The organism is Phyllobacterium sp. RCAM01083 (assembly GCF_055685835.1).
The window spans coordinates 575,537-597,614 of record NZ_JBVFZN010000005.1; the positions used below are offsets into that span (position 1 = coordinate 575,537).

General features: G+C 61.4%; 20 protein-coding genes and 1 riboswitch. Of the genes, 11 read left to right on the top strand and 9 right to left on the bottom strand.

The genetic code is table 11. The features are described from left to right. Window positions 1-17: 17 nt before the first annotated feature. The 4 genes from ACZ25R_RS09440 to ACZ25R_RS09455 all read right to left on the bottom strand — a co-directional run bounded on the left by ACZ25R_RS09440 (window position 18) and on the right by ACZ25R_RS09455 (window position 5,428). On the bottom strand, window positions 18-1,598 hold the full coding sequence (locus tag ACZ25R_RS09440) for a trimethylamine methyltransferase family protein (RefSeq protein ID WP_464661161.1): 1,581 nt from the start codon (window positions 1,596-1,598) through the stop codon (window positions 18-20). 761 nt (window positions 1,599-2,359) lie between these two features. Then, window positions 2,360-3,430 carry a quaternary amine ABC transporter ATP-binding protein gene (locus ACZ25R_RS09445; RefSeq protein ID WP_472460811.1) on the bottom strand — a complete coding sequence of 357 codons (1,071 nt, stop codon included), beginning with the start codon at window positions 3,428-3,430 and terminating at the stop codon, window positions 2,360-2,362. Next, window positions 3,423-4,310 carry an ABC transporter permease gene (locus tag ACZ25R_RS09450; RefSeq protein WP_223612836.1) on the bottom strand — a complete coding sequence of 296 codons (888 nt, stop codon included), beginning with the start codon at window positions 4,308-4,310 and terminating at the stop codon, window positions 3,423-3,425. Before ACZ25R_RS09450 ends, ACZ25R_RS09445 begins: the two co-directional genes overlap by 8 nt. Window positions 4,311-4,426: 116 nt before the next feature. Next, entirely contained in the window at window positions 4,427-5,428 is a 1,002-nt protein-coding gene (locus ACZ25R_RS09455) for an ABC transporter substrate-binding protein (RefSeq protein ID WP_464661158.1), read from the bottom strand. A gap of 448 nt (window positions 5,429-5,876) precedes the next feature. Between ACZ25R_RS09455 and ACZ25R_RS09460 the strand changes: the two genes are divergently transcribed. The 3 genes from ACZ25R_RS09460 to ACZ25R_RS09470 all read left to right on the top strand — a co-directional run bounded on the left by ACZ25R_RS09460 (window position 5,877) and on the right by ACZ25R_RS09470 (window position 7,008). After that, a complete protein-coding gene (locus ACZ25R_RS09460) occupies window positions 5,877-6,296 on the top strand; it encodes a carboxymuconolactone decarboxylase family protein (protein ID WP_464661157.1) in 420 nt (139 codons plus the stop codon). Then, window positions 6,293-6,640 (top strand): hypothetical protein, encoded by a 348-nt coding sequence (locus ACZ25R_RS09465; protein WP_472460812.1) that lies wholly within the window; start codon window positions 6,293-6,295, stop codon window positions 6,638-6,640. The genes ACZ25R_RS09460 and ACZ25R_RS09465 overlap by 4 nt, the downstream gene beginning before the upstream one ends. Before the next feature lie 230 nt (window positions 6,641-6,870). Next, window positions 6,871-7,008, top strand: coding sequence for a hypothetical protein (locus tag ACZ25R_RS09470; protein WP_464661153.1), 138 nt, complete (start codon window positions 6,871-6,873; stop codon window positions 7,006-7,008). Between the two features lie 322 nt (window positions 7,009-7,330). Here ACZ25R_RS09470 and mmsB read toward each other — a convergent pair whose 3' ends face one another. Both mmsB and ACZ25R_RS09480 read right to left on the bottom strand, forming a co-directional pair. Then, complete coding sequence (mmsB, locus tag ACZ25R_RS09475; protein WP_472460813.1) at window positions 7,331-8,221, bottom strand: 3-hydroxyisobutyrate dehydrogenase; 891 nt, start codon at window positions 8,219-8,221, stop codon at window positions 7,331-7,333. 48 nt (window positions 8,222-8,269) lie between these two features. Beyond that, on the bottom strand, window positions 8,270-9,436 hold the full coding sequence (locus ACZ25R_RS09480) for an isobutyryl-CoA dehydrogenase (protein ID WP_346307453.1): 1,167 nt from the start codon (window positions 9,434-9,436) through the stop codon (window positions 8,270-8,272). Between the two features lie 119 nt (window positions 9,437-9,555). Here ACZ25R_RS09480 and ACZ25R_RS09485 point away from each other — a divergent pair, with 119 nt between their 5' ends. From ACZ25R_RS09485 to cobO, 5 genes are all read left to right on the top strand, one after another. Next, entirely contained in the window at window positions 9,556-11,013 is a 1,458-nt protein-coding gene (locus ACZ25R_RS09485; protein ID WP_472460814.1) for a cobyric acid synthase, read from the top strand. A 44-nt stretch (window positions 11,014-11,057) separates the two neighbouring features. Beyond that, window positions 11,058-11,291, top strand: a riboswitch (cobalamin riboswitch). Between the two features lie 162 nt (window positions 11,292-11,453). Further along, window positions 11,454-11,978 carry a bifunctional adenosylcobinamide kinase/adenosylcobinamide-phosphate guanylyltransferase gene (gene cobU / locus ACZ25R_RS09490; protein ID WP_472460815.1) on the top strand — a complete coding sequence of 175 codons (525 nt, stop codon included), beginning with the start codon at window positions 11,454-11,456 and terminating at the stop codon, window positions 11,976-11,978. A 4-nt stretch (window positions 11,979-11,982) separates the two neighbouring features. Further along, complete coding sequence (cobW, locus tag ACZ25R_RS09495) at window positions 11,983-13,038, top strand: cobalamin biosynthesis protein CobW (protein ID WP_472460816.1); 1,056 nt, start codon at window positions 11,983-11,985, stop codon at window positions 13,036-13,038. 14 nt (window positions 13,039-13,052) lie between these two features. After that, entirely contained in the window at window positions 13,053-16,784 is a 3,732-nt protein-coding gene (gene cobN, locus ACZ25R_RS09500) for a cobaltochelatase subunit CobN (protein WP_472460817.1), read from the top strand. Window positions 16,785-16,810: 26 nt separating this feature from the next. Next, window positions 16,811-17,449 (top strand): cob(I)yrinic acid a,c-diamide adenosyltransferase, encoded by a 639-nt coding sequence (gene cobO, locus ACZ25R_RS09505; protein ID WP_223612846.1) that lies wholly within the window; start codon window positions 16,811-16,813, stop codon window positions 17,447-17,449. A 22-nt stretch (window positions 17,450-17,471) separates the two neighbouring features. On the opposite strand, the gene ACZ25R_RS09510 is transcribed toward cobO, so the two are convergent. Next, complete coding sequence (locus ACZ25R_RS09510; protein ID WP_223612847.1) at window positions 17,472-18,263, bottom strand: TSUP family transporter; 792 nt, start codon at window positions 18,261-18,263, stop codon at window positions 17,472-17,474. Between the two features lie 174 nt (window positions 18,264-18,437). Between ACZ25R_RS09510 and ACZ25R_RS09515 the strand changes: the two genes are divergently transcribed. From ACZ25R_RS09515 to cobM, 3 genes are read left to right on the top strand one after another with little or no spacing between them, the layout of a single operon-like run. Further along, window positions 18,438-18,866 (top strand): tellurite resistance TerB family protein, encoded by a 429-nt coding sequence (locus tag ACZ25R_RS09515; protein WP_472460818.1) that lies wholly within the window; start codon window positions 18,438-18,440, stop codon window positions 18,864-18,866. After that, window positions 18,866-19,270 carry a cobalamin biosynthesis protein gene (locus tag ACZ25R_RS09520; RefSeq protein ID WP_472460819.1) on the top strand — a complete coding sequence of 135 codons (405 nt, stop codon included), beginning with the start codon at window positions 18,866-18,868 and terminating at the stop codon, window positions 19,268-19,270. The genes ACZ25R_RS09515 and ACZ25R_RS09520 overlap by 1 nt, the downstream gene beginning before the upstream one ends. A 3-nt stretch (window positions 19,271-19,273) precedes the next feature. Further along, window positions 19,274-20,035, top strand: coding sequence for a precorrin-4 C(11)-methyltransferase (cobM, locus tag ACZ25R_RS09525; protein ID WP_472460820.1), 762 nt, complete (start codon window positions 19,274-19,276; stop codon window positions 20,033-20,035). A 166-nt stretch (window positions 20,036-20,201) separates the two neighbouring features. Here the strand turns inward: cobM and ACZ25R_RS09530 are convergent, their stop codons facing one another. Together ACZ25R_RS09530 and ACZ25R_RS09535 are read right to left on the bottom strand one after the other, a co-directional pair. Beyond that, the gene (locus ACZ25R_RS09530; protein WP_472460821.1) at window positions 20,202-20,948 is read right to left on the bottom strand and encodes a cobalt-precorrin-6A reductase; all 747 of its coding nucleotides are present in this window, start codon (window positions 20,946-20,948) and stop codon (window positions 20,202-20,204) included. After that, window positions 20,935-22,050 carry a cobalt-precorrin-5B (C(1))-methyltransferase gene (locus ACZ25R_RS09535; protein WP_472462464.1) on the bottom strand — a complete coding sequence of 372 codons (1,116 nt, stop codon included), beginning with the start codon at window positions 22,048-22,050 and terminating at the stop codon, window positions 20,935-20,937. The genes ACZ25R_RS09530 and ACZ25R_RS09535 overlap by 14 nt, the downstream gene beginning before the upstream one ends. Between the last annotated feature and the right edge of the window lie 28 nt (window positions 22,051-22,078).

Genomic DNA, 22,078 nt, shown 5'->3' on the forward strand with positions numbered 1-22,078 from the left:
TGATTCCGGTGCGGCGGTCAGAAGTCGGTCGGCGCGCCGCCCTCGGCCTTGCGCCGGGCAACGAAGGCATTGATCTCTTCTTCGATGGCCGGGTCGATGGCTGGCTTCTCATAGGTGGCCAGCCGCTCCTTCCAGACCCGGTTGGCGCGTTCGATGGCCGTGGGTGAACCCGCCTCCTGCCACGTCTCGTAATTGCGCCAGTCGGAAATGATCGGGGCGTAGAAGGCCGTCTTGTAGCGCGATTGGGTGTGGGCGGTGCCGAAGAAATGGCCGCCCGGTCCGACATCGCGCATGGCTTCGATGCCGAGCGCGTCGTCCGACAGGTCGAGCGGGGTCAAAAATTCCGCTACCATCTGCAGCAGGTCGAAATCGAGGATCATCTTTTCGTAGGAGCAGCAGAGGCCACCCTCCAGCCAGCCGGCGGAATGCAGCATGAAATTGCCGCCGCCCTGGATCGCGCCCCACAGCGAGAAGACGGATTCGTAGGCCGCCTGCGCATCGACCGTATTGGCGGCGCAGACATTGGAGGTGCGGTAGGGGATCTTGTAGCGGCGGGCAAGCTGGCCGCCGACCATCTGCGCCTTCATGTATTCCGGCGTGCCGAAGGCGGGTGCCCCGGATTTCATGTCGACATTGGAGGTGAAGCCGCCATAGCCGACCGGCGCACCCTTCCTGACCATCTGGGTGAAGGAGATGCCGGCGAGCGCTTCGGCATTCTGCTGCACCAGCGCCCCGGCAATGGTCACCGGCGCCATGGCGCCCGCCAGCGTGAACGGCGTGACGATGACGATCTGGCCGTTGCCCGACATATGGATGATGCCCTCCATCATCGGCACGTCGAGCTTCAGCGGCGAATTGGTGTTGATGATGGTGTAGCAGGAGGCCTCGTTCTGCAGCTGCTCCTGGCTGATGCCGCGGGCAAGACGGGCGATCTCGATGCCATCCAGATTGCGCTCCTTGCCGAGCGAATAGATGTGGAAGGCCTTGTCGGACAGAGTCGCGAGATCGCGGATGCATTCGAGGTGGCGCACCGAGGGATGGATGTCGATCGGCTCGACGGGATAACCGCCCGTGGTGTTGATGATGTTGTGCATCTGCGCCAGTTTGACGAAGTTGCGGAAATCCGCCTGGTTGCCGGAGCGGCGGCCATTGTCCGTGTCGGAGCAATTGGGCGCCGAACCCATCTGCGCGAAAATCAGGTTGTTGCCGCCGAAGCGCACATTGTGCGCGGGATTGCGGGCATGCAGGGTGAATTCCGACGGCGCATAGCCGACATATTCAAGAATCATGTCCTTGTCGAAATGCACGCGCTGCGAGCCGGGGCGCACATCGGCGCCTGCCGTCTTCATGATCTCGCGCGCACCGTCATGCAGCACGTCGACGCCGATCTCCTGCAGGACGCGCAGCGAGGCATTGTGGATCGATTCCAGCTCGTCGTCGGAGATGATCTTGGTCGGCGTGAACGGGATTTTCAGCTGCCGGAACGGCGGCTGGTCGAAAGCGCCGCTCTCAACGCTGCGGGGGCGGGAGCGTCCGCCACGCCGGCCATGATCGCGTGCCGTTGCGGGGATTTCGATGTCTGCTGCCGGTTCACTCATAGCTCATGCCCTTCACTTGCGATGGTGCCACTATCGCCAGAGACGGGGCAATCGTGCGCGGCCTGAGCGACGCCGAGCGCAAGGGAAGCGACATGGGTGGTGGAGGGGTGAAATGGGCGGGTTGCGTGGTTTACAGTGCGTGGTGCGTGGTTCGACAGGCTCACCATGAGTGCGGTGGGTTGGCTGCATGCCAATCGCAAAAGTTGCGAGAATAGTGCTCCTTGCAATCCTCAACTTTCCTCATGGTGAGCCTGTCGAACCACGCAGGATTGTTCTGCAACGCTCTTCTCCCTTGCCACGCCCGCAATCGCGTCTGGCTGTTGAAAGGTGGGAAAGACGGGCGGTCCCTGGAACGCGGGTCTTGGGGTATGTGGTATGCAATGCTTGCGATCCTGGGGACCACCCGCCCCGGCGTTTTCAGGCCTCACCCAATGCGCATCCATTGAGCCAAACCTCCCCGGCCGCACAGGTTTTTCCCTCGTGAAGCCGAAGCGCCGATCCTTTCCCGACTTTCGAAAGTTTCCGGAAGCATTCCCGCCGGAAAGGACAGGGATGAGAATAACGTGGGTTGGGAAGTGGTGGATAAGTTGGCGTGGTTTTTATTTGGGGCGGCAAAACTGCGGTGCGTGGTTCGACAGGCTCACCATGAGGCAGGTTGCATTTTGCAGAGCACTGGATTCCCTCATGGTGAGCCTGTCGAACCACGCACGACTATTCCTGCAGCCACTTCTGGAACAAGAGGGCAAAACCTACCCGCCAGCCTACTCCGCCGCCTGATGGGTCAGATGGCTGATGGGTGTGACCATCGCCTGGATCAGGTTGTTCATGCTGATGACGCCGAGCGGCTTGCCGGCCTCATCAACAACCGTTGCGTGCTGCTGGTTGGCGTCGGTCATGGTCTTGGCCGCTTCCTCGAGGATCGTCCCGGTCATAACCGTCACGCCGCCCGCATTGGTCGAACCGTCGCCCTTGGTCGAGATGGTGTCGACCATGATCACCCGGCCGCGGTTCACTTCCTTGACGAAGCTCGAGATGTATTCGTCGGCCGGTTTCAGCACGATATCCTGTCCCGTGCCCTGCTGGACCACCTCGCCATCGCGCAGGATGGCGATCCGGTCGCCGAGCCGCAGTGCTTCGTCGAGATCGTGGGTGATGAACACCACGGTCTTCTTGATTTCCTTCTGCAGGTCGAGCAGCACGGACTGCATGTCCATGCGGATGAGCGGATCCAGAGCGGAAAAGGCTTCGTCCATGAGCAGGATCGGTGCGTCATTGGTCAGCGCACGGGCAAGACCCACACGCTGCTGCATGCCGCCCGAAAGCTGATTGGGATAATTCTCCTCAAAGCCTTTCAGGCCGACGCGCTCGATCCAGCGGCGGGCCTGTTCTTCCTGCTTTGCCCGGCTCAGGCCCTGGATTTCCAGGCCATAGACCGTGTTGTCGAGCACCGTGCGGTGGGGAAGCAGCGCAAACTTCTGGAAAACCATCGCTGTCTTGTGGCGGCGAAACTCGCGAAGGTCGTTCTGGTTCATCTTGCACACATCGGCGTTGCCGATGATGACCTCGCCGACCGTCGGATCGATCAGCCGGTTGATATGGCGGATCAGCGTCGATTTGCCCGAACCCGAGAGGCCCATGACCACCTGGATGCAGCCGGCGGGCATATCGATATTGATATCGCGCAGGCCGAGCACGTGGTTGTATTTTTCGTTGAGCTCGGTCTTGGTCATGCCTTTCTTGACGGCATCGACGTAAGCTCCCGGTTTCTGGCCGAAAATCTTGTAGAGATTCTTGATCTGGATACCGGCGCCCTGAACGGAACGATCAGCCATGAACCACCTCCTGGTGCTTTTGAAGGCGCATGCCATAGGCCTGGCTGACGCGGTCAAAAATGATGGCAATGCCGACAATGGCAAGACCGTTGAAAAGTCCGAGCGAGAAGAACTGGCCGTTGACCGAACGCAGAACCGGCTGGCCGAGGCCCTGGACGCCGATCATCGAGGCGATGACCACCATGGCGAGCGCCATCATGATCGTCTGGTTGATACCGGCCATGATGGTGGGCAGGGCGAGGGGGATCTGCACGTTCTTCAGGCGTTGCCAGCTCGATGAGCCGAAGGCATCGGCCGCCTCGAGCACATCCTTGTCGACGAGCCGGATGCCGAGATTGGTCAGGCGGATCATCGGCGGAATGGCGTAGATCACCACGGCGATGAGGCCGGGCACCTTGCCGATGCCGAGCAGCATGACCACCGGAATGAGGTAGACGAAGCTCGGCATGGTCTGCATGACGTCAAGGATGGGGTTGACGATGCGCTGGAAACCGTCGGAACGGGCCATGATGATGCCGATGGGAATGCCGACGACGACCGAAACGACGGTGCCGACGAAAATCATCGCGATGGTCTTCATCGCATCGCTCCACATGTCGAAATAGCCGATCAGGAGCAGGGTGATGACCGTTCCGGCCACGATCTTCCAGTTGCGGCTGGCGAGCCAGGCAATGCCGGCGATCAGCAGGACCATGATCGGCCAGGGCGTCGTCGTCATGAATTTTTCGGCCTGGATCAGGAAGTATTGCAGCGGCTGGAAAAATGACTCGATCACATCGCCGTAACTGCGGGTGAAGGCCTTGAAGCCCTCATCCATGGTTTTTTTCAAATTGCGGAGTGTCTCGTCATTCATTTTCGGGAATGAGTAGAACCAATCCATATGGTGCGTCCCCTTCTTTGTGGGTCATCAAATGACCATCGCGACCGGACGCGGCAACGTTCGGCCCATTCGGGATGGTGCGATGCGGCGGAGAAGATCTCCGCCGCATCCATCGGTTACTTGACCGCGGCCTTGATCTTTTCAGCGGCTTCCGGAGAAACCCACTTCGACCACGTGGCTTCGTTGTTCTTCAGGTAATACTTGGCACCGTCTTCGCCGGTCGCCTGATTGTCGACCATCCAGGCGAGGAGCTTGTTGGCTTCCTCGTTGGAAATCTGGCGCTTCTTCAGGTACTCGAAGGCCGGACCCGCTGCGTCAGCAAATTTCTTGGTGACGATCGTGTAGATGTCCGCCTTCGGCCAGCCGTTCGGCTTCGGATCGGGGCAATCGGCAACGACGTTGCAGCGCTTCCATTCCTTTTCTTCCCACGGCACGCCATTGTCGAGCTTGACCATGGGGTACTTGCCGAGAATGGCCGTCGGACCCCAGTAATAACCGAGCCAGGCTTCCTTGCGCTCATAGGCCTTGGCAATCGAGCCATCGAGACCTGCGGCCGATCCCGTATCGACGAGGGTAAAGCCGTGTTTCTCGGCTTCATAGGCCTTGAAGAAATTGCCGGTGGTGATCTGGCACGCCCAGCCCGACGGGCAGTTGAACACGGCGCCCTTCTTGGGGTCTTCCGGCGAAGGGAAGAGTTCGGGGTGCTTCATGGCATCGGCGATCGTCTTGATATCCGGATGCGCATCGGCAAAGTATTTGGGTACCCACCAGCTTTCCGTACCGCCTTCGGTGATGGCAGGCGCTGCATAGACCAGCTTGCCTTCCTTGACCGCCTTGTCCAGCGGTTCCTTGACGGCGTTGAGCCAGCCTTCCGGCGCGATATCAGGCTGTCCCTTTTCGATCATCGACGTGAAGGTTGGAACCGTATCGCCTGCGACCAGTTCGGCATCGCAGCCATAGCCTACACTGAGTATAAGCTTGTCGAGATTAGCCAGCGCTTCCGCTGACTGCCAGTTCATGTTGGCGATGGTGACGGACCCGCACCCCGCCGCCGAAGCAGCTCCGGCAAAGCCGAAAAGCCCTGCGGCCAGTAAAGTTGAAGCAAGCAGCTTCTTCATCAGTTTTGTCTCCCACTCGTTTTGACAGTTCACCCGGTACGAATCTTAACTTGGTACTGCCTTACCCAGTCGTTCGCTTATGTGCCATTTGGCATCCTTATCGCATCAGAATGCAATGGTTTCATTGAATTAATGAGGTATATCGCGACAGCACCTGTCGATATAACGACGCGGGAAAACCTATTGTGAAGCCGAATGTCACAATGTTCATGGGGGTAGTGTAACAAGCCGGATGATGAAAGATCAATGCTTTAGGCGATTTTTCTTCATTAATTCATTCACTGCGGTGCGGTTTTTCCCGGTTTTACTGGCTCTAAGCGCCGGATTTTCCCGTGAAGGAATTCCAATGGACTTTCCCCGGTTTTCCGCCGCAATCTGGGTTTCAACCGCCCGCCATCCGGCGTTTCCGGATGGCTGTTTGCCAGGCTCCAACGCACGGGAAAGCACGATGACCGACCCAACCATTGTTCCGATGATCGAGTATGAACAGGCCGATGCCGCCGTGCGGGCGGTCTATGACGACATCATGCACACGCGCGGGACGGACTGGATCAACAATTTCTGGAAGGTGCTGGCCAATGACCCGAAACTGCTCAAGCGCACGTGGGAGAGCCTGAAGGAAGTCATGGCGCCCGGTGCGCTCGATCCGCTGGTCAAGGAGATGATCTATATCGCCGTTTCCGCCACCAACAATTGCGACTATTGCAGCTGGTCGCACACGGCCTCCGCCCGCGCCAAGGGCATGACGGATCCGCAGCTGATGGAACTTCTTGCGGTTGTCGGCATGGCCAATGAAACCAATCGGCTCGCCAATGGTTTAAAACCACCGGTCGATGCCGCGTTCAAACCAAAAGGGTCCAAAGCATGAAATCTCCGACGAAGCGCCGTACACCCGTTCACGACATGCAGATGGCATCCATGGTCATCGCCATGCGCCTGCCGATGATGATGCTGGAGGGGATGACAGAGACGTCTTCCAAGCCGGAATCCACCCGGGCCGTGTCCGAAAAAATGGCGGCGGTGACGGACGGTGTCGTCGCGGCGCAGCTGTCGGTGATCAATTCGGCAGCGACCTTCTGGCTGGATGTGTGGAGCGGCAAGTCGCCCGCCGCCATCGCCAAGGCCACCGTCGATAAAGCGACACAGGCGGCGCTCCGGCCAGGCCGCAAAACACTGCGGGCCAATTACAAGCGTTTGAGCGGCACAGGCTGAATTAAGGCAGGTTTTCGGCTTTTCTATCCGCGCCATCGTTGATTTTGCTGGTGTTTCCGTGAGAACACCAGCAATTGCGGCAACAGGGATGCGGTTTCAGCATGGCTGCCATGCAAATTTGCACGGGTCGTTGCTGTAAATGCGACACGCCATGGCGAAAAAACGTGATCAAACTTTAGGCAAAAAGCGCATTTGAGCGGCAACAAATGTTTTTACCCTCAGGTGCCCAAATGCTTTACATCTTCAATCGCAACAATCGCGTCCACATTGCCTGGAATGCCACGGAAAAGCGCAATGCGCCATCCGGCAATGCCAAGAGCGGCATCGCGTCGGCGGTTTCGTTCATCTGGACCCGTTCGGCCGGCTGATCGTCCACGCATCGGACTATTCCGGAAACCGCTGTCCTGTCGGGGCGGCGGTTTTTCTTTGTGCTGTTCTCTGATGAAGACCCAAGTCAAAAACCGCCCTGTCCGTGAGGAACAGTGCGGTTTTTTGCCAAGTGACGCATGGCTTTCTGCCGTACGATACGCTGGCAGAAATTACAGCTCCGGTACGCAGTACCTGATCCGGAGCATGGAGCAGGGTCTTGTCCGCTCCATGCAAAGTTTTAACCGGACATCGTTACCGCGAGGTTAGCGAGACCTTAAGCAAATCTAAATTTTGAAAATTTCCCGGCTTTTCCCGGCGCGGTCAGCCTTCACGCGTGGCCTCGCGCAGATAATTGATGATGCCGGAGAAGTCAGAACCTTCGTTCCCGGCGGCGCCGAAGGCCGCATAGATTTCTTCCGCGTGCTGCCCGAGCGGTGTCGCGGCACCGACACTTTTGGCGGCTTCCTGTGACAGCTTCAGATCCTTCAGCATCAGGGCGGCGGCAAAGCCCGGCTTGTAGCTGTTGTTGGCTGGCGATGTCGGCACGGGGCCGGGGACCGGGCAATAGGTGGTCAGCGACCAGCACTGGCCCGACGAGGTCGAGGCGACGTCGAACAGCGCCTGATGCGACAGCCCCAGTTTTTCAGCGAGCGTGAAGGCTTCGCTGACGCCGATCATGGAAATGCCGAGGATCATGTTGTTGCAGATCTTGGCGGCCTGACCGGCGCCGGGCTCGCCGCAATGGACGATGCGGCCGGCCATGGGTTTCAGGATTGGCTCGGCGACAGCAAAGGCGTCGCTGGCGCCGCCCACCATGAACGTCAGGGTTCCCGCCGCCGCACCGCCGATGCCGCCGGAGACCGGAGCGTCGACCGAGAGCAGGCCATGGGCCTTGGCGATGCCGTGCGCCTTGCGGGCGGAATCCACATCGATGGTCGAGGAATCGATGAGCAGCGCACCCGGTTTGGCTTTTCCGGCAATCTCCGCATAGACGGACAGGACGTGCTTGCCTGCTGGCAGCATGGTGATGACGACATCGGCATCCGCAACGGCGGCAAGCGCGCTCTCAGCAATGGTCACGCCATTGATTTTGGCGGTTGCCAGATTGTCCGGCAGGAGGTCAAAACCCAGTACCCCATGGCCTGCCTTGACCAGATTGGCGGCCATGGGGTTGCCCATATGGCCAAGACCGATAAAAGCGACTGTCGTCATCGCAGCATTCTCCCTGATAGTGTTCCCGTGTGTCGGATGCGGTGTGGTTCAGCGGCCCATCATCGAGCGGGAAATGATCACCCGCATGATTTCATTGGTGCCTTCCAGAATCTGATGGACGCGCAGGTCGCGCACCAGCTTCTCCACGCCGTAATCGTGCAGGTAGCCGTAGCCGCCATGAATCTGCAACGCATCATTGGCGACGTTGAAGCCGGTATCGGTGACGAAGCGCTTGGCCATGGCCGACCATTTCGACGCATCATGCGCCTTGCGGTCGAGTTTTGACGCGGCGGTGTAAAGCAGGACGCGGGCGGCGGACAGTTCCGTTTCCATATCCGCCAGCTTGAACTGAAGGGCCTGGAACTGGTTGATCGCCTTGCCGAACGCCTTGCGCTCGGACGCATAGCCGACCGCCTTGTCGAGGGCGGACTGGGCACCGCCGAGCGAGCAGGCGGCAATGTTGAGGCGTCCGCCATCAAGCCCGCCCATGGCGATCTTGAAGCCATCGCCTTCCGCCCCGAGGCGGTTTTCCACGGGAACGCGGCAATTGTCGAAAATCACCTGCCGGGTGGACTGGGCATTCCAGCCCATCTTGTGTTCATTGGCACCGAAGGACAGGCCGGGCGCATCCTTCGGGATGATCAGGGTCGAAATGCCCTTCGGGCCATCTTCGCCGGTACGCACCATGGTGACGTAAAGGTCGGTATCGCCTGCGCCTGATATGAACTGCTTGGCGCCGTTGAGGACATAGTGGTCGCCGTCCCGGACCGCGCGGGTCTTGAGGGCGGCGGCATCCGAGCCGGAATTGGGCTCGGTCAGGCAATAGCTCGCCAGCCATTCCATCGAGGTCAGCTGCGGCACGAAGCGCTGGCGCTGTTCGTCATTGCCGTAGAGATCGATCATCCATGTCGCCATGTTATGGATCGAGATGAAGGCGGAGAAGGCCGGGCAGGCGGCAGACAGGGCTTCGAAGATCAGCACCGCATCAAGGCGTTTCAATCCCGAACCGCCGAATTCTTCCTTGGTGTAGATGCCGCCCATGCCGAGCGGGCCGGTCTCGCGAATCACGTCGGCGGGGAAATGCTTGTCCCGGTCCCAGGCCAGCGCGTTCGGTGCCACGCGGTCCGCCGCGAAGGCGCGCGCCATGTCCTGAATCGCCAGCTGATCCTCGTTGAGTTCGAACTGGCCGGACGCCGTATCAACGACCGCATCCATGATAACCTCCCTGTATTCCTCTTGATTTCCACTCTATCGCAAGCGCGGGGCCGCGCAACGATTCAGATAGGTTTTGCCGGGGGCTAGGAAGAGAAAGACATATCCGCTACTCAAAGCCCATGACGCACGCAATCATGTTGCAGGGAACAGGGTCAGATGTTGGTAAATCCGTCCTGGTGGCCGGACTTTGCCGGCTTGCGCGCAACCGCGGATTAAAGGTTCGGCCGTTCAAACCGCAGAACATGTCGAACAATGCGGCGGTCAGCGACGATGGCGGCGAGATCGGGCGGGCGCAGTGGCTGCAGGCCGTCGCCTGCGGCGTACCATCCTCGGTACATATGAACCCGGTGCTCTTGAAACCGCAATCGGAGACCGGCAGCCAGATCATCGTGCAGGGCAAAGTCTGGGGCCAGGCCAAGGGGCGCGACTACCAGACATTCAAGGCGCAGCTGCTCGATGCGGTCATGGCGTCGTGGGACATTGTCCGTGAGGGCGCCGATCTGGTCATCGTCGAGGGGGCGGGGTCTCCCGCCGAAATCAACCTGCGGGCGGGCGATATCGCCAATATGGGCTTTGCCATCCGCGCCAATGTGCCTGTCGTTCTGGTTGGCGATATCGATCGCGGCGGAGTGATCGCCTCGCTCGTCGGCACCCATGCGATCCTGCAGCGGGAAGACCGCGAGATGATCGCCGGCTATATCATCAACAAGTTTCGCGGCGACGTCTCGCTGTTCGATGACGGTCTGAAAGCCATAACGCAGTTCACCGGCTGGCCGTCATTCGGCGTGGTGCCGTGGCTGAAGGACGCGGCGCGGCTGCCGGCCGAGGATTCCGTCGTGCTGGAGCGTCTGGTGAAGGGCGAGGGCCGGGCGCTGAAGATCGCCGTGCCGGTGCTCGACCGCATCGCCAATTTCGATGATTTCGACCCGCTGATGGCCGAACCGCAGGTGGATGTGGTGATGGTGCGCAGCGGCGAGCGGCTGCCTGCCGATGCGGGACTGGTCATCATTCCGGGGTCCAAATCCACCATCGGCGACCTCCTGCGCTTCCGCGAGAACGGCTGGGACAGGGATCTCGACCTGCACCGGCGGCGCGGCGGCCACATCATCGGCATATGTGGCGGTTTCCAGATGCTTGGCCGGACCGTTCGCGATCCCGACGGCATCGAGGGCAGCGTGACGGAGACGGCAGGGCTCGGGCATCTCGATATCGACACGGTGATGGAGCCGGAAAAGACCGTGCGCAACGTGGCGGCGCAGTCGCTGCCGTTCGACCTGCCGCTCGATGGCTACGAGATTCATCTGGGCCGGACGACCGGCCCGGACTGTTCGCGCCCGGCCGTGCGCATCAATGGCGTCAACGACGGCGCCATATCGGCGGACGGCAAGGTTTTCGGCACCTATCTGCACGGGCTTTTCGGGGCGGACCGGTTTCGCGCCGCGCTGCTGGGCACGATGGGCATTGCCGCTGAAGCATTCGACTACAAGGCCGGGGTGGACGCCGCGCTGGATAGTATCGCCGCCGAGCTTGAAACAGTGCTGGATGTGGACGCGCTGCTCGCATGTGCCGCTGCCTGAGCAAACCGCGCAGATTCCATTGACATTTCCCGTGGGGGGTGAATAACGTCCCAGCCATGATTGGTTCCCATATTGGCCAAAGGCCAAGGGATCAAAAGGGAATGCGACGGTTGTACCCTCAAGGGCGACCCCACCGCAGCCGACCCCGCGACTGTAGAGCGGCGAGGATCAATGCAAAGCCTGACGCATATGCAGAAGGCAGCCACTGGGAAACCGGGAAGGCGGCATTCATCCTGTGACCCGCGAGCCAGGAGACCTGCCAGTCATAGAGCGTTTCCCAGGAAACGCTCGGGGCAATCCTGCCCAAGAACCGAAGGGTCGTGTCCCTTCAGGCCCAGCACGGAGGTTGTTATGGCTGCTCGCATTGTATACGCGCTCGTTTCCCCGCCCGCATTCCGCTTGATCGTACCTGACGGATCATCGCGATTGCAGTGACGGCGATGCCCCAGCTGAATCACGGTGTAACGTTCATTCTCGGCGGTGCCCGCTCGGGCAAGTCCAGCTTTGCCGAAGGCCTGATCATGGCTTCCGGCCTTGACCCCGTCTATCTCGCAACCGGCAGGTCCTGGGATGAGGAAATGTCAGTCCGCATCGACCTGCACAAGGCGCAGCGCGGTTCATCCTGGCACACCATCGAAGAGCCGCTCGATCTGGTGGACACCCTGCAGGGGGTTGCTGCCGAGGGAAAAGCGATCCTCGTCGATTGCCTGACGCTCTGGCTGACCAATCTGATGATGGCCGAGCGCGATATCACCGCCGAGACACGGCAGCTCGTGCAAGTGCTGCCGAAACTTCCGGGCTCGATCGTTCTGGTTTCGAACGAAGTGGGTCTCGGCATTGTACCGGAGAACCGCATGGCGCGCGATTTTCGCGACCATGCCGGACGTCTCCATCAGGCCGTGGCACAGGCCGCGGCAACAGTCTATTTCGTGGCAGCCGGGCTGCCGCTCACCATGAAGGGATAGGAATATGCAGGGTCAGAAGATTCCAGCAACGGTCATCACCGGTTTTCTCGGTTCGGGTAAAACCACGATGATCCGCAATCTGCTCGAAAATGCCAATGGCAAGCGCATCGCGCTCATCATCAACGAGTTCGGCGATCTCGGTGTCGATGGCGGCCTGCTGAAGGGCTGCGGCATCGAAGCCTGCCGGGACGAGGATGTGATCGAGCTGAACAATGGCTGCATCTGCTGCACCGTCGCCGATGATTTCATCCCGACCATGACCAAGCTGCTCGACCGTCCCGACCGTCCGGATCATATCGTCATCGAGACTTCGGGCCTCGCGCTGCCGCAGCCTCTGGTTGCAGCCTTCAACTGGCCGGAGATCAAGACGCAGGTGACGGTTGACGGTGTCGTCACCGTGATCGACGCTTCCGCCGTGTCCGAAGGCCGTTTTGCCGATGACCACGACAAGGTCGATGCCCAGCGCATCCAGGACGAATCGCTCGACCATGACAGCCCGCTTGAAGAACTGTTCGAGGACCAGATCCGTGCCGCCGACCTGATCGTGCTGAACAAGAGCGACCTGATCAGCGACAAGCAGCTCGACGGCGTGCGCGGCGATGTGCAGAGCCGCTCGTCGCGCTCGCTCAACATGGTATCGGCCAGCTTCGGCAAGCTCAGCAATGAACTGCTGCTCGGTCTCGGCGTCGGCACCGAAGAGGACATTGCCAACCGCAAGTCGCACCATGAAATGGACCATGAAGCGGGCGAAGAGCACGACCATGACGAGTTCGAAAGCTTTGTTGTCGGGCTTGGTCCGGTGGCCGAACCCAAAAACTTTGTCGAGAAGCTGAAGGCCGTGATTGCCGATCACGACATCCTGCGCCTGAAAGGCTTTGCCGATGTTCCCGGCAAGCCCATGCGGCTGGTGGTGCAGGCCGTCGGCACGCGCATCGAGCATTACTTCGACCGCGCGTGGAACCCGGGCGAGGAACGGCAGACCCGTCTCGTCGTCATCGGACTGCACGATATCGACAACGATGCCATCACATCGGCGGTCACCGCCGCTGCCGCTGCCTGACGATAGGATATTGAATGCATCTCCTGCTTGCCCAGAAAGGCACCATCGCTGAAGGCACCGAGGCCATCGACCTCGGCCAGACGCCGGGAGATGTGCTGTTCCTGTCCGCCGCCGATACGGAACTGGCGAGCCTTGCCGCCGCACGGCGGCAGGGCGACGGCGCGGTTTCGCTGCGCCTTGCCAATATGATGAGCCTGTCGCACCCGATGTCCGTCGATGCCTATGTCGAGCGGACGGCGCGCCATGCCAGGCTGATCGTCGTCCGGGTGATCGGCGGCGAGAGCTACTGGCCCTATGGCCTCGAAGCGCTGCATGCCTGCGCGGTCAATCACAAGGTGCAGCTTGCGGTGCTGCCGGGGGATGACAAGCCCGATCCGGGGCTCGACCGGTTTTCGACCGTCGCCCGGCATGATCGCGATGCGCTCTGGCATTATCTGCTGGAGGGTGGGGCGCAGAATGCCCAGCGCTTCCTCGACTATTGCGCGGCGTTGATGTCTTCCGGCGAGAAGCCGCAGGAGGCTGCGCCCCTGCTCAAGGCCGGGTTATGGTGGCCCGGCAATTCAGCACCCTCGCTGGACGCGATGCGCCGTGACTGGACGGACGGCGCGCCTGTCATTGCCATCTGCTTCTACCGGGCGCTGGTGCAGAGCGGCCAGACCCAGCCTGTGGCGGCTTTGCTTGATGCGTTGCGCGCTAAGGGGCTCAATCCGCTGCCGGTGTTCGTCTCCAGCCTGAAGGATCCGGTTTCCATCGCCACGCTGGAGAGCATCTTTGACGAAGCGCCGCCCGCCGTGGTGTTGAATGCCACGGGGTTTGCCGTGTCTGCACCCGGTTCCGCGCGCAAGCCGACCGTGCTTGAACATGACGGCGCGATGGTGCTGCAGGTCATCTTCTCCGGCTCCAGCGCCGAGCAGTGGCGCCAGTCGGATCAGGGGCTTTCCGCCCGCGATCTGGCGATGAATGTTGCCCTGCCTGAGGTGGATGGCCGGGTGCTGTCGCGTGCGGTCTCATTCAAGTCGGCGCAGCATTTCGACGAGGCGGTGCAGGCCAATATCGTCATGCATGAACCGCAGGCCGACCGTGTCGCCTTCGTTGCCGATCTCGCGGCGAACTGGGCACGCCTGCGCACGGGCAAACCGGACGAGCGCCGCGTTGCGCTCGTCATGGCCAACTATCCCAACCGGGACGGGCGGCTTGGCAATGGCGTCGGGCTCGACACCCCTGCGGGTACATGGCAGGTGCTGAAATCCATGCGCGATGCCGGATACGATATCGCCGATATGCCCGCCGATGGCGAAGCGCTGATCAACCATCTGATGGCGGGCCCGACCAATGCGGCCAGCGACGGGCGCGCCATCCGTGAGACGATTTCGCTGAATCAATACAACAGCTTCTTTCAATCGCTTCCCCAAGTGATTCAGGAAAAGGTGACGGCGCGCTGGGGTGCGCCGGATGCTGATCCGTTCTTCCTCGATGCGGCGCGCGGCTTTGCGCTGCCGCTCAGCCGGTTCGGCGCGGTGCTGGTCGGCATCCAGCCGGCACGCGGCTACAATATCGATCCGAAGGACACCTATCATTCGCCCGATCTGGTGCCGCCGCATGGCTATCTCGCCTTCTATGCCTATCTGCGCGGTGTCTACGATGCGCATGCCATCGTGCATGTGGGCAAGCACGGCAATCTCGAATGGCTGCCGGGCAAGGCGCTGGCGCTGTCGGAAACCTGTTTCCCCGAGGCGGTGCTGGGGCCGGTGCCGCATATCTATCCGTTCATCGTCAACGATCCGGGCGAGGGCACGCAGGCAAAACGCCGCTCCGCCGCCGTCATCATCGATCATCTGACGCCGCCGCTGACCCGGGCCGAGAGCTACGGGCCGCTGAAGGACCTCGAAGCGCTGGTCGACGAATATTACGAAGCCTCCGGCGTCGATCCGCGCCGCCTTGTGCGCCTCAAGGTGCAGATTCTTGATCTCGTCCGCGATATCGGTCTCGACAGCGATGCGGGCATTCACGATCACGATCCTGACGATCTCGCCCTGCAGAAACTCGACGCCTATCTCTGCGACCTCAAGGAAATGCAGATCCGCGACGGCCTGCATATTTTCGGTCTGTCGCCGGAGGGGCGCCTGCTCACCGATTTGGTGGTCGCGCTGGCGCGCGTGCCGCGCGGTTCGGGTGTTGGCGCCGATCAGAGCCTGCAGCGCGCCATCGCCGCTGATCTCGGCTTTGCCGGTTTCGATCCGCTGGATTGCGACATGGCCGCGCCCTGGAGTGCGGAACGGCCCGAAATTCTGAACGCCGTCACCAGCGAGCCATGGCGCATTGCGGGCGATACGGTGGAGCGCATCGAGTTGCTGGCGGCCCGGCTGGTGGCCGGTGAAACCGCTTGCCCCAGGGATTGGCAGGCAACGCAAACGGTTCTGGACGGTATCCGCACGACCCTGCATCCGGCTGTGATGGCCTGCGGCGCAGCCGAAATGGCAGGGCTCATGACGGCGCTGAACGGACGCTTTGTGGCGCCGGGACCCTCCGGCGCGCCGACACGCGGCCGCCCGGACGTTCTGCCGACCGGTCGCAATTTCTTTTCCGTCGACAGCCGCGCCGTACCGACACCCGCCGCATGGGAACTCGGGCAGAAATCGGCTGAACTGCTGATCCGCCGCTACACGCAGGATCATGGCGAATGGCCGACCTCGCTGGGGCTGACCGCGTGGGGCACATCGAACATGCGCACCGGCGGCGATGACATTGCACAGGCGCTGGCCCTGATCGGCGTCAAGCCGGTCTGGGACATGGCTTCGCGGCGCGTCACCGGATATGAGATCATCCCGCCCGCCGTGCTTGGCCGTCCGCGTGTCGACGTGACCTTGCGCATCTCCGGCTTTTTCCGCGATGCTTTTCCCGACCAGATTGCACTGTTCGACACGGCGGTGCGGGCGGTCGGCGCTTTGCCCGAAGACGCGGAAGACAATCCCATTGCCCTGCGCATGCGCAGCGAGCAGGCGCGGCTTGTGGCGGAGGGTGCCGACGAGAAGACGGCAAAGCAGCGGGCGGGTTTTCGTGTGTTCGGGTCGAAGCCGGGTGCCTATGGTGCCGGCCTGCAGACGCTGATCGACGAAAAAGCCTGGGACAAGCGCGACGACCTTGCCGAGGCGTGGCTGGTCTGGGGCGGTTATGCCTATGGCGCGGGTGAGGAGGGCAAGGCCGAGCGCGGCCTGCTCGAAGAGCGCCTGCGCACCGTCGAGGCCGTGGTGCAGAATCAGGACAACCGCGAGCACGATCTGCTCGACTCCGACGATTACTACCAGTTCGAGGGCGGGATGTCGGCGGCAGTCGAGCAATTGTCGGGCGACCGTCCGACCATCTACCACAATGATCATTCGCGTCCCGAAAAGCCTGTGATCCGCACGCTCGAAGAAGAGATCGGGCGAACCGTGCGCGGCCGCGTGACCAACCCGAAATGGATCGCCGGGGTGATGCGCCATGGCTATAAGGGCGCCTTCGAGATGGCGGCAACGGTCGACTATCTCTTCGCCTTCGCCGCCACGACGGGTGCCGTGCGCACGCACCATTTCGAGGCGGTCTATCAGGCGTTCCTGATGGACGAGGATGTGCGGACATTCCTGAAAGACAAGAACCCGCATGCGCTGCGGGATATCGCCGAAAAGCTGGAGGAGGCCGTGCAACGCGGCTTCTGGACCCCGCGGTCGAACTCGGCGCGCTATGAACTCGGCATGCTTGCCGCCTGAGACAATGATTCGGAAGGAGACGCCAAATGGCTGAAAAATCACAGAAACTGTTGAACCTGACCGAAGAGGAAGTCAACGCGCGCCACGCCGACAAGATGCGCAAGAAGAAGGCCGTGCGCGACAAGATCCTTGCCACCAAGACCGATGAAAAGGGCCTGGTCATCGTCAATACCGGCAAGGGCAAGGGCAAGTCGACCGCCGGTTTCGGCGTCGTCTTCCGCGCACTCGGCCACGGCATGAAGATCGGCGTGATCCAGTTCGTCAAGGGTTCGTGGGATACCGGCGAGCGCTGGGTTCTGGAGAAATTTCCCGAACAGGTGACCATCTCGGCCATGGGCGAGGGGTTCACCTGGGAAACCCAGGACCGTGCCCGCGATATCGCCATGGCCCGGGATGCCTGGGAACAGGCGAAGACAATGATCCTCGATGACGAAACCGATCTTGTCCTGTGCGATGAGCTGAACATCGCGCTGCGCTACGACTATCTGCCGGTGGAGGAAATCATCGATGTGCTCAAGCAGAAGCCGCATATGAAGCATGTCATCATCACCGGGCGCAATGCCAAGGACGAACTGATCGAGTTTGCCGATCTCGTCACCGAAATGGAAATGATCAAGCATCCGTTCCGTTCCGGTATCAAGGCGCAGAAGGGCATCGAGTTTTAGAGGGGATGTTCATGCCACGCTGCTAAAACAGCGTGGCGAGCCACAGGCGGATCGGATTGCTCGGGTCCAGAAGCAGCTTTGTCGCCAGCGCCAGGCAGACGATCACCAGCAGCGGCTTGATGATTTTTGCGCCGTTCTTCATCGCCAGCCCCGCGCCGACCCGCGCGCCGATGAACTGGGCGACACCCATGCACAGGCCGACCTTCCAGTTGATGACGCCGAGAAAGGCGAAGGTGGTGAAGCCGCCGAGATTGGAGGCAAGGTTGAGCAGTTTCGTGTGGGCCGTTGCCTTCAGCAGGCCGTAACCGGCCAGCGAGACAAAACTGAGCATGAAGAACGAACCGGCGCCAGGTCCGAACACGCCGTCGTAAAATCCGATTAAGGGAACGATGGCCAGGCCGAACAGGAACGGCGTCATCCGGTGGGCGCGGTCGATATCGCCCATGTTGGGCTTCAGGGCAAAATACAGCGCGATGGTGATCAATAGGACCGGCAGGAAGGCGCGCAGGAGATCGCCGGGCAGAAAGCCGGCGAGGAGGGCACCCGCCACCGCACCGAGGAATGACATGAACGCCGATGGAAGCTGCTTCTTCAGGTTCACGTGGCCCTTTTGGGCATAGGCTATGGTTGCCGAGGTGGAACCGAACAGCGATTGCAGCTTGTTGGTCCCCAGCGATTCCACCGGCGAGAGGCCGGCCAGAAGCAGGGCCGGAACGGTGATCAGGCCGCCGCCTCCGGCAATGGAATCGATGAAACCGGCGGCAAAGCCGGCAAGGATCAGAAGTACGGGAACATTGTCGAAGAAGGCGGGCATGGCGGGAGACTCTTTGAGAATGCGCCGGACCATAGAGGGAATTTCGGCTTTGGCGAGAGCATTTGTGCGCGCAGTCAATCGATGTGTGCGAATAGCACCGTAGTGTGTTGTTTGCGCACTTGAATTCAGCCGCCGGGGCTGCGATCTATCGCGTGAAGACAGTTTGGGGGTACAATGAGCGAGAGCATCTTTGATCGCATCACCGCATTTCTTGGTGCAAAGAGTGCCGTGCAGAAGGTTGCCGATGACCCGGTCCTGACGGCGGAACTCCTGCTTCTGATGCATGTGGCGCTGGCTGACGGCAAGACCGAAAAGTCGGAATATGCGGCGATCCTGCGCATTGCCTCCAATGATTTTGGCATTGCTCCCGAAGAATTCGGCGAAGTGGCCGACTATCTGAAGGATTTCGGCTACGAGACCTCCAGCGAGCAGGCGGCGCTGGCTTTTGCCGATGTGCCGTTCGAGCGCAAGGTCATGCTGCTGCGGCACCTGCTGACGATCGCCAATGCCGATGACGATCTCGATCCGAAGGAAGCCAATCTCATCCGCCGCACGGCCGATCTGTTGGGCGTGACGCCGGAAGAGCTTCACAAGCACCATTGATGGTTGATAGGCCGGAGAGCGCAGCCCGTTACACGCTGGGCCTTGGATGCGAGCGGGGATGCGATCCGGCGGAATTGCGCGGCCTTGCCGAGTCCGTGCTGCATGCGGGCGGAGTAAAACCCGGCGATCTTGCGGGCATCTATTCCCTCGATGCGCGCGCGGGTGAACCGGCAATGGTTGCGCTTGCCGTGCTTTGGCAATTGCCGTTCCTGTGCTTCGATGCGGCAACCCTGGAGCGGGAAACGCCCCGCCTTGCCAACCCCTCCCGGCGCGTCTTCGAACTGACAGGCAGCCACGGCGTCGCGGAAGCGGCAGCGCTCGCCGCTGCAGGACCGGACGGCGCGCTGGTGATCGGTAAGACAAAATCCGCCCATGCAACGGCTGCATTGGCAAGAAAGAGATAGACAATGACGGTTCATTTTATTGGTGCCGGGCCCGGCGCCCCCGATCTCATCACCGTGCGCGGCCTGAAACTGATCCAGTCCTGCCCGGTCTGCCTCTATGCGGGGTCGCTGGTGCCGCCGGAAATGGTGGCCGAAGTGCCGGAGGGCGCGCGCGTTGTCGATACCTCGTCGCTGACGCTGGACGAGATCATCGCCGAATTCGAGCGGGCGCATGCGGAAGGCAAGGATGTGGCGCGGGTGCATTCCGGCGATCCCTCCATCTATGGCGCGGTGGCCGAGCAGATGCGCCGCCTCGATGCGCTCGGCATCGACTATGACGTGACGCCGGGGGTTCCGGCCTTTGCCGCCGCCGCCGCTGCGCTGAAAAAGGAACTGACGGTTCCCGAAGTGTGCCAGACCATCATTCTCACCCGCACCTCGATGAAGTCCTCGGCCATGCCGGAAGGCGAGGATCTCGTGACATTGGGCAAATCCGGCGCGACGCTTGTCATTCACCTCTCCATCCGCAATCTCCAGCGGATCGAGACCGATCTTGTGCCGCTCTACGGCGCCGATTGTCCTGTTATCGTGGCCTACCGTGTCGGCTGGCCGGACGAGCAGTTCATTCACGGCACGCTGGCGGATATTGCCGGGAAAGTGCGGGAGTCGGGCCTGACGCGCTCGGCCATGATCTTTGTCGGCAAGGGCCTGTCGGCGGATGCGTTCCGCGATTCCGCGCTTTACCACAAGGATCACAACCACACTTTGCGGTCACGCTCGGAATAGTTGGCTTTCCGGTGGGTGCGTGGTTCGACAAGCTCACCATGAGGGAGATGGTTGCCTGCAAGGCGAATCGCAGACTTTGCAGAACATGGCTCCCTGCAGCCCACTCCATCCCTCATGGTGAGCTTGTCGAACCACGCACCACAAGCCATGCCCAACACCTTTGCCGCTAGCCCAGCGTTTCCTCAATAAACCGCAGAACGCCTGATGTGTCGGGCAGGGTGTGACCGGCGGGGCGGTGCGGCCGCTCGATCATGATGACCGGCAAGCCAAGTTCGCGCGCCGCGGCGATCTTGGCATAGGATGCCGCGCCGCCGGAGTTGCGGCAGACGATATGGGTGAGGCGCTTGCGGGTGAGAAACGCGGCTTCCTCATCCTTCTTGCCCGGCTTGGACAGTTCCAGCTCGAAATCATGCAGGTCGAGCGGCGTTTCCGGCGGATCGATCATGCGCACGACGAAGTACACGTCGCTTCGTCTGGAGAAGGGTGCGATGTGCTGGCGGCCGAGCGCCAGCAATATCCGGGCCTTGGCGGGAATGGCGGAAACCGCTTCTTCAAGGCTTGTGACGCTGGTCCAGGCATCCCCAGGCTTGCGCTGCCAGTCCGGCCGCTCCAACCGGACGAAGGGAACGCCCGTGGCATCCGCCGCCGCGCGTGCATTGTCCGATATCTGCGTGGCGAAGGGGTGGGTCGCATCGACGAGCAGGGCTATGTTTTCCCTGCGGATATGGGCGGCAAGGCCGTCCGCGCCGCCAAAGCCGCCGGTGCGCACGTCGCCGTCGATCCTGCCGGGATTGCTGGTGCGGCCGGCGAGCGATGAGATTGTCCGATAGCCAAGGGCGACAAGCGCGGCAGCAAGCTTGACCGCTTCCGCCGTGCCGCCAAGGATGAGCACAGGACGATCAGAGGCGGGCAAGGATTGTCCCCTTGCGGTCGGTTACGATTATTTCCACCTCGACAGGCGCACCCCTGAGGGTGGCAAGCGCCACGGCCTTGGCTTTTCCGGCGATGGATTTCGGCAGGTCGATGCCCAGCCCTTGAGTCATTTCAAGCACTTCCTGCGCGGTGTTGGCATTCAGAATCCGCTCCCTCATATCCTTGTCGAAACCAAGCTTTTCCGCTTCATCGGCCAGAAATGCCATGCTGACCTGGCTGCGGGCGGAGTGCAGGTCGAGCGCGCCCTGTGCCAGCTTGGTCAGCTTGGCGAAGCCGCCCGCGATGGTCAGCCGGTCGATGGGGTGGACCCGCAGATATTTGAGGAGCCCCCCGGCGAAATCGCCCATGTCGAGCAGCGCGATATCAGGCAGATTGTAGATCGCCTGCGCCGCATCCTCCGAGGTCGAACCGGTTGCCGCCAGCACATGGGTGAGCCCGGCCGCGCGGGATACGTCGATGCCGCGATGGATCGAGTGTATCCATGCCGCGCAGGAAAACGGGTGGACGATGCCTGTGGTGCCGAGAATGGAGATGCCGCCGACAATGCCGAGACGCGGGTTCCAGGTTTTCTTGGCCAGTTCCTCGCCTTCCGGTACGGAGATGGTCACGACAAGATCGGCGGGCAGGTCGTACTGGGCGCAGATTTCCTCGCAGATGGCGGTCATCATGGCGCGCGGCACGGGGTTGATGGCCGCTTCACCCGGCGGAATCGGCAGGCCCGCCAGGGTGACGGTGCCAACGCCTTCGCCTGCGACAAACTGGATACCGCTGCCGGGAGCGGCGGGATGGACCGTGGAGATGATGGTGGCGCCGTGGGTGACATCGGGGTCATCGCCGGCATCCTTGACGATCCCGGCGATGGCATAGCCGTCGCCGATTGATTCGAGCGCCAGCGGAAAATGCGGGACCTCGCCCTTCGGCAGGATAATGGCGACCGGATCGGGAAATTCACCCGTGATCAGGGCAATCAGCGCGGCCTTGGTTGCGGCGGTCGCACAGGCGCCCGTGGTCCAGCCCCGGCGCAGGGGAGCAGGTTTGGCATCGTCTGGTTTTCGCAATCCGGCATCGGGTTCGTCGCTCATGCGCGTCTTATAGACCAGCTTGGGATAG